Origin of the sequence: Hymenobacter terrenus, from assembly GCF_000972495.1 — a bacterium.
Taxonomy (GTDB): Bacteria; Bacteroidota; Bacteroidia; order Cytophagales; family Hymenobacteraceae; genus Hymenobacter; species Hymenobacter terrenus.
The window spans coordinates 1-6455 of record NZ_LATM01000069.1 but is presented as its reverse complement, the minus strand read 5'-3'; the positions used below and the strand labels follow the sequence as shown (position 1 = coordinate 6455).

Sequence of the window (6455 nt, the reverse complement as noted above, 5' to 3'; positions counted from 1 at the left end):
TTTTTTGGTGGAAAAAGTGCTATTGAATATAGTATATGATCTTAGCGGGAATTTCGGTTCCAACTCTTGTGCTACCCCAAGTCAGCCGGTTTCGAAGAGGGGCGCAATGCGCGCCGCAAAGCCTTGCAAGAACAGGTGCCTACAGCGCCAGTTGATGAGCCCATGAAGTCATTCCTTTCGACCCAGTTAGGCGCGGCGCAGAGACAGATTCAAGCGGTTCGCGCAAGACTTTATCGGTTACTATGCGATGCGAACAGCGGACAGCCCACGGCGAAAGCGCTGGATGTAACAACCGGCCAAACGAAAGACATTATTGCTGCCGTAGTCGCGATACTCACCACTGAATACAGCATGGCAATGTCGGTAGCGATTCCGGTGGCGGTGTTCCTGCTGAAAAAGGGCTTGGCAAGTTTCTGTGCCACGAAGCTTGCCGCAGGCGAGTAAAGGCGTAGCGATTGCCCCGCGCAACCGGTGGCCTACGTCGGCTGCGCTCACATTGGGAAAGAAGAATTATGAGTCAAGCGGGTAATCAATCCATCACTACATGAATCCAACGATAGATTGGCGTGTAGCCAACGCGGAGGAACAGCTTGTTGGATGCTGGATTTGCGCTGTCGGAAAGCAAGCCGCACATTTCATACCCTCCTTTCAGCAACGCTTTTGTTACAGTGCTAACGAGGAAGGATGCGTAGCCCTTGTTTCTGCCAACTGGCACTGTGTATAAGCTCCCAATAATCGGTCGGTTATAATCACCGTAGTGTATTACTTGGAGCATGCTGAAAATCTTATCCTTCTTCTTGGCAACTATCAAATTGCCTGATTCAATGCCATGGTAGGCAGCTTCATAGAATTCTTCAATACTCTTGGCCGGCCGTGTGGGGTATTCTTCCAGGTCGTACGCTGACTTCAATTTTGCTAAAGCAGGCATGTCCTTGAGGGAGGGCCTTTCTATGTCAACTTTGGGTTTGGTATCAGCCTGGACTGCTTCTAAACATTGGTAAACCAGCCTGTCTTTGAAAACTCGCCAATTGCTGTTGCTTCGGTTGAACAGTGCTAAAACCAATTCGCGCTGCCCCAAAAAGCTGTAGCCTGACCTATACTGCGTAAAGTCCACCTCATTCGCGAGCAATTCCAGCATTTCAGCATTCCACCCCTGGCCGAAAACAAAGTAGTTGCCAGTGACATGGAATCCAATAATGTCTGTACTCCCTTCGCCCACAATGTTGAACGCATTGTGAACCACTGCCTGCTTTTGTTCTAGAATATCAATGTACCTGAGCACGCTTAAGTATACATAATAGTGCTCCTGCATGTGCGCCAAGTTGTGGTTGAAGAAGTCACGGGCAGTCTTAAACCTTATCAATCTTGCCATTGGAAATTAGTGCGAAACGCTGAGGAATGCCCAAGTAGCGGGCTTCACACCCCAAGCTACAAAGCCCAACGACTGGCCCCGCGCAAACGGTGGCCTTTGCCGGTGGCGCTACAAGCTGTCAAAGCTACGTTCCTACCTCGAGCGTTTATCACACGGTGCCGTGCTGATTCTGGGATTCCACTGGCTCCTTTGGCTTGAAGACTGTGAAGAACTTCTTGCCCTTGGCGTTGGTGTACTCCAGCCGCAGCTCCGCGAGGGGCAGGGTGTCCGGTCCCGTGCCGACGTACTCCGACGCGCGGCCGAGGATAAGGAAGTAGCCCCGGTTATTGTCCCAGGGTTCAATGTTGCTGTCCAGCACCTCCACCGTAAACGACACGCTGCTCTGGGCGGAAACGGGTTGGAAGTAGTCCAAGTAATGCCGGTAAAGGGCAGGATTGCAGCTCACAATCTGAAACCGGTAGGCCGGGTGGTCGCTGTAATTGTTGACGCGCAGGCTGTAGACGTAAGCGGGCGTGTCGTAGGTGGAAGGGTAGTTGACCAGGTCCGAGGCGGTGTCAGTGCGCAGCACTTTTCCACGTTCAGCACCAGTTTGGGGTTAGCGAACCGCTTGCTCACCTGGTTCCACAACCACCCGATGCCCCCGGCCGCGGCTTTGAACATTGCGAGCACTTCCGCCATTCGGGGGTTGGTTAGTATGATTCCTGTTAGTTTCCTCTTCCAAAGCAGCTAGCCCCTAACTAGCCACTATTTCACGCTAGCAATCTTGTCAAGGTTAAGCACCCCGGATAATTGCGGAATTTCTCGTTGCATGAAGTAATCGCTTCTGTACCAGAGTTGGCTAAAGGAATCCTCTTCACAAACTTTTATTTTCTCGGCTAACTCCTGTGGATTTTGAACGTCAAACAGTGGCTTGATTTTATCGAAATACCGACCGGATACCGTTTTGGCAAACACCGGCATTCTATTGGTTCTATACGCTGCCGTTTCAGGTCGCCAGAAAGAACGGCTTGAAGCGTTTGGAACAAAGCCGGATAGTTCAGCGATGTGGTGCAAGAGAATGTCCGCTTGCTTGAGTTCCTCGAACGAATAAGCCCCCGTTGCACGCTTCTTTATGTTGTCTCCTACCACGCTTAGAGAGCATCAACAAGTGTGGGGCACCTCAACTGTTTGGTCGGCGTGAACGGAGATAATTCGGCCAGCTGCTCAACCCGACATGGAGGTGCCCCACACTTTTTGATGCTCTCCCTTCCTAGGGGTAGCGCAAGAGTTCGAACCGAAAGTATCGGTAGCCCACTTGAGCTCTTAAAAAGGGCTTTTCTGTCTCATTAAGTCAGTGACTAAGCACGAAAGGAGACGTTGATGCACGAGACGAACAAAAGAGACGTGCTCGACAGCTAAAGGCCAGTCCCGCCGAAAAACCGCGCTCAGCACCATAAAACGCCCGTATTTTGAGATAAACCCGACTGCCAAAATCAGACCCAGCGGCCCTAACGGGAATTTCTGTTCTTACTCTTGCGCTACCCCTAGTTCAGCAACCAGAGCACTACTGGCAGCACGTAGGAGAGGTGGCAGGTGGCGAGAATGGCCAGCAGAAAAAAGAAGGGTAGGGAATTCATTGGGTAGGGTTTGGGTACGGGTAGCGGAACACAGCTTCGCAGCTGCCGGGTAGGGAGTTTGGGATGAAACTTGCGCGGGCTATAGCGTTCAGCCAGTCGAACTAAGTAGGGGCATCCGTGCGAGGTGGGCAATAAAAAAACCAGGGCTACCATTCCCGGAAGGGAGTGGCTGCACTGGTTGGTTTGGGAGTATAGATTAGGGGTGTATTTAGCAGGGGGTTGCTTCTAGCAAGATACGAAACGATTGGTTATTGAACTAGGGCACCCGCCAAAGTGCAAACGTGCGCGGGCGGGCGCACCCGGTGCGATTCCGAGAAGTCCGCTATAACGTATGTTATGTTAAGTAACGATTCCGCGAAAGGAGCCGGGCCGCAACGGGTCGTTTTCTCTTTCCTGTCCAATTAGAACGGCACCGGCATTTGCAAGCCCTAGGCATTGAAACTTGGTAGGGTAGGCAGCTAATGATTCCTCCAGAGCCGCAAGGAGGGTCCATGAATACAGGTGCCTCTGCTATCTTTCGTCACGTTAACGAAGAAAGGCCCGTCGTTCGACAAGCCTTTCAACACCGGGGGTCACGTCATCTCGTTACCTGGTGACGGGATGGAATAAGCCACTGCTTCTTAACCGAAGTAAGAAACGAAGCCCAGCAGTGCAGCCAAGGAGAGCTTCAATTTGAAGGTACGGGCTCCTTTGCCGTCTGTGGTGAATACTAACTCCATAGTTTATTTGGGTTTAGCGTTGGGCTTAGACATTGATTCCCAGCAAAGACCCGAGTTCGCACCTCGGGTCTTTTGCTTGGGCACCGTGCAGTGCCAGCCTATTGCCGCACGGTCTTTCAAGGGGTAATGCCACCGCCCGTCCTTCGGACTTTCGGGGCTGTAATCGTTTTGCAATGCTGGAGAAAATCTAAGGATTCTGGCTCCTAGCTATGAGAATGGGATTCGTGCCTCGTCGGTTAATATGGTCCAAACCTACCGCCGGCACCGGCCGGGCCGGAAACCAGGTTTGCGTTATTGGTGGGGGCACCCTTGCTCCTAAGCCAGGCACCGGAGCCAAGGCACGGAATAGGTGCGTGAACAGGCCAGAAACCGGGCGTATTGGGCCGTGCCGTTGGCTTGCCACCAGCCCCTCTCTGCTTGTTAGAGGGTAGCTTACCGATGGTGCTGGGCACTTGCAGAAGCTAAATCTTACTCAAAGGAACGGTGCCTTTATCGCACTGCAAAGGGCTAGCAGGACTATCGGTAGTTGCTGTGGCTTTAATTAGCGGAGCTTCCCAAAAGACACAAAAAAACCGCCGTTTTGGGGCGGTCCTTTTCGTATTGGATGGCTGTTAACGGAGTTTACTTTAGCCAAACGGTCGTAGCTGCCCAAGCTACTCAGCACCGTTCTGCCAGAGGCCGCCTGATAAAATGGCACGTCACAAATAGATTGCTGCTGGCAACTACCGTTATAGCCGCATCAGGCTCGTGCCGCCATTGAAGGCTGCGCTGCCTGCCACGTGCCGCTGCTCCCCTTGTCGAGCACCGTGGCCCCGCTACCCGTCAGCCGGCGGCCTAAGGCCCCGGCTGCCCCGCGTTGTTGGGCATGGGAGAGAACGAGCCTCTCCACTACTCTATTACTACGCGCTTGGTCACAGGCTGGCCGGCCAGCGTCAGGCGCAGGGTATACACGCCTGGGGCGAGCCCCGTCGTTTCCACCGTGAACGCGGCGGCGGCAACTGGGCGGCGCACCGGCTGGCCTAAGGCGTTGACCAGTTCGGCCTGCACCGGCCCGGCTCCGGCTGGCACGTGCACCGTGAAGGCGTCGGAAGTAGGATTGGGGTAGAGCAGCACCGACGCGGCGGCCAGCGCGGACAGTGTGGATGTTACGCTCGCCGGCCTCAATCGGCGGATGCGTTGATTGCTCTGGTCGGCGATGAAGACGTTGCCGCTACCGTCGACGGCCACCCCATAAGGATACCAGAGCATGGCGCCAGTGGCCGCTCCCCCGTCGCCGTTGAAGCCTGCTGTGCCCGTGCCGGCCACCGTCGTGATCACCCCCGTCGCTGCGCTCACGTGGCGGATACGGAAGTTAGCAGCGTCGGCGATGAAGACGTTGCCGCTGCCATCCACGGCCACGCCAGTGGGCTGAGAGAGCATGGCGCCAGTGGCCGGTCCCCCGTCGCCGAAGTTCCCCGTACCAAACGTGCCCGTGCCGGCCAGCGTCGTAATCACGCCCGTCGCCGCGCTCACCTTGCGGACGCGGTTGTTACTCTGGTCGGCGATGTAGATATTGCCGTTGCCATCGACGGCCACGCCAGTGGGTTCATCGAGCATGGCGCCGGTGGCCGGCCCCCCGTCGCCGCTGAAGCCCCCCGTGCCCCCCGCACCGGCCAGCGTCGTGATCACGCCCGTCGCCGCGCTTACCTTGCGGACGCGATGGTTACTCTGGTCGGCGATGTAGATATTGCCGTTGCCATCGACGGCCACCCCTCTCGGGCTATTGAGCATGGCGCCGGTGGCTGGTCCTCCGTCGCCGCTGAAGCCTGCTGTGCCCGTGCCGGCCAGCGTCGTGATCACGCCTGTGGCCGCGCTCACTTTGCGGATACGGAAGTTGCCAACGTCGGCGATGTAGATATTGCCGCTGCCATCGACGGCCACCCCTCTCGGGGTATCGAGCATGGCGCCGGTGGCCGGTCCCCCGTCGCCGCTGAAGCCCGGTGTGGCACTCGTGCCGGCCACCGTCGTGATCACCCCCGTCGCCGCGCTTACCTTGCGGACGCGGTTGCCCCCTTGGACGGCGATGTAGATATTGCCGCTGCCGTCCACGGCCACGCCATAAGGGCTACTGAGCATGGCGCTGGTAGCCGGCCCCCCGTCGCCGCTGAAGCCTGCCCTGCCGTTGCCGGCCACTGTCGTTATCGCGTAGGGTTGAGCGACGGCAGGGGCCAAAGCGAGCAACACCAAGGCTAGCGTGGCCAGGGCCAACTGCTGGGGCCAGGGCATCAGCGCGTGGAGGACGGTGGCAACGCAGCCCGCGCGTACTGCCCGGATGGGAGCGGGATAAGGAGTGGTCATAAAAAAAGAAGAAACAAGAATTGGGGTACGCCCTGGGCTTGCTGCCGTGGTCGGAAAGCGCGTCACACAAAATATAATAGAGCCGGGCAAAGATACGCCCCGGCCAGCCCGTTACCATCGAGTAAACGGGCTAGGTCCCACCACGCGGGCCGTGCAGCAAAACGCCCCGTTGCTCCGCGTTGGAACAACCGGGCCACACCGGGACCAATGCCAGCCGCTATTGCCCGCGGCGGCTCACGCCGGCCGAGTAGTGGAGTGAAGTGCTGGAGGCCGTCCGGCAGGCCCACACCACCGTCAGCACCGCCCCCGAGGGAACGGCCCAATCTTCCGTTCCCAGCCGCCGCCTACAAACAGCTTGCCTTCCTAGGAGAGCATCAAAAAGTGTGGGGCAGTGGGGTTAAGCGGCCATCG

At 56.7% G+C, this 6455-nt stretch carries 5 protein-coding genes; 1 reads left to right on the top strand and 4 read right to left on the bottom strand.

The features are described 5' to 3' along the window. The first annotated feature begins 66 nt into the window (after positions 1–66). A complete protein-coding gene (locus tag WX88_RS26225; RefSeq protein ID WP_046247397.1) occupies positions 67–444 on the top strand; it encodes a hypothetical protein in 378 nt (125 codons plus the stop codon). A gap of 85 nt (positions 445–529) precedes the next feature. Here WX88_RS26225 and WX88_RS26220 read toward each other — a convergent pair whose 3' ends face one another. The 4 genes from WX88_RS26220 to WX88_RS26205 form a co-directional block, all read right to left on the bottom strand. Beyond that, positions 530–1312 (bottom strand): GNAT family N-acetyltransferase, encoded by a 783-nt coding sequence (locus tag WX88_RS26220; RefSeq protein ID WP_197076987.1) that lies wholly within the window; start codon positions 1310–1312, stop codon positions 530–532. A gap of 208 nt (positions 1313–1520) precedes the next feature. Next, positions 1521–1940 carry a hypothetical protein gene (locus tag WX88_RS26215; RefSeq protein WP_046247395.1) on the bottom strand — a complete coding sequence of 140 codons (420 nt, stop codon included), beginning with the start codon at positions 1938–1940 and terminating at the stop codon, positions 1521–1523. Between the two features lie 176 nt (positions 1941–2116). Beyond that, on the bottom strand, positions 2117–2500 hold the full coding sequence (locus WX88_RS26210) for a hypothetical protein (RefSeq protein ID WP_046247394.1): 384 nt from the start codon (positions 2498–2500) through the stop codon (positions 2117–2119). Positions 2501–4595: 2095 nt separating this feature from the next. Continuing rightward, entirely contained in the window at positions 4596–6044 is a 1449-nt protein-coding gene (locus WX88_RS26205; protein ID WP_052733139.1) for an NHL domain-containing protein, read from the bottom strand. Positions 6045–6455: the final 411 nt, after the last annotated feature.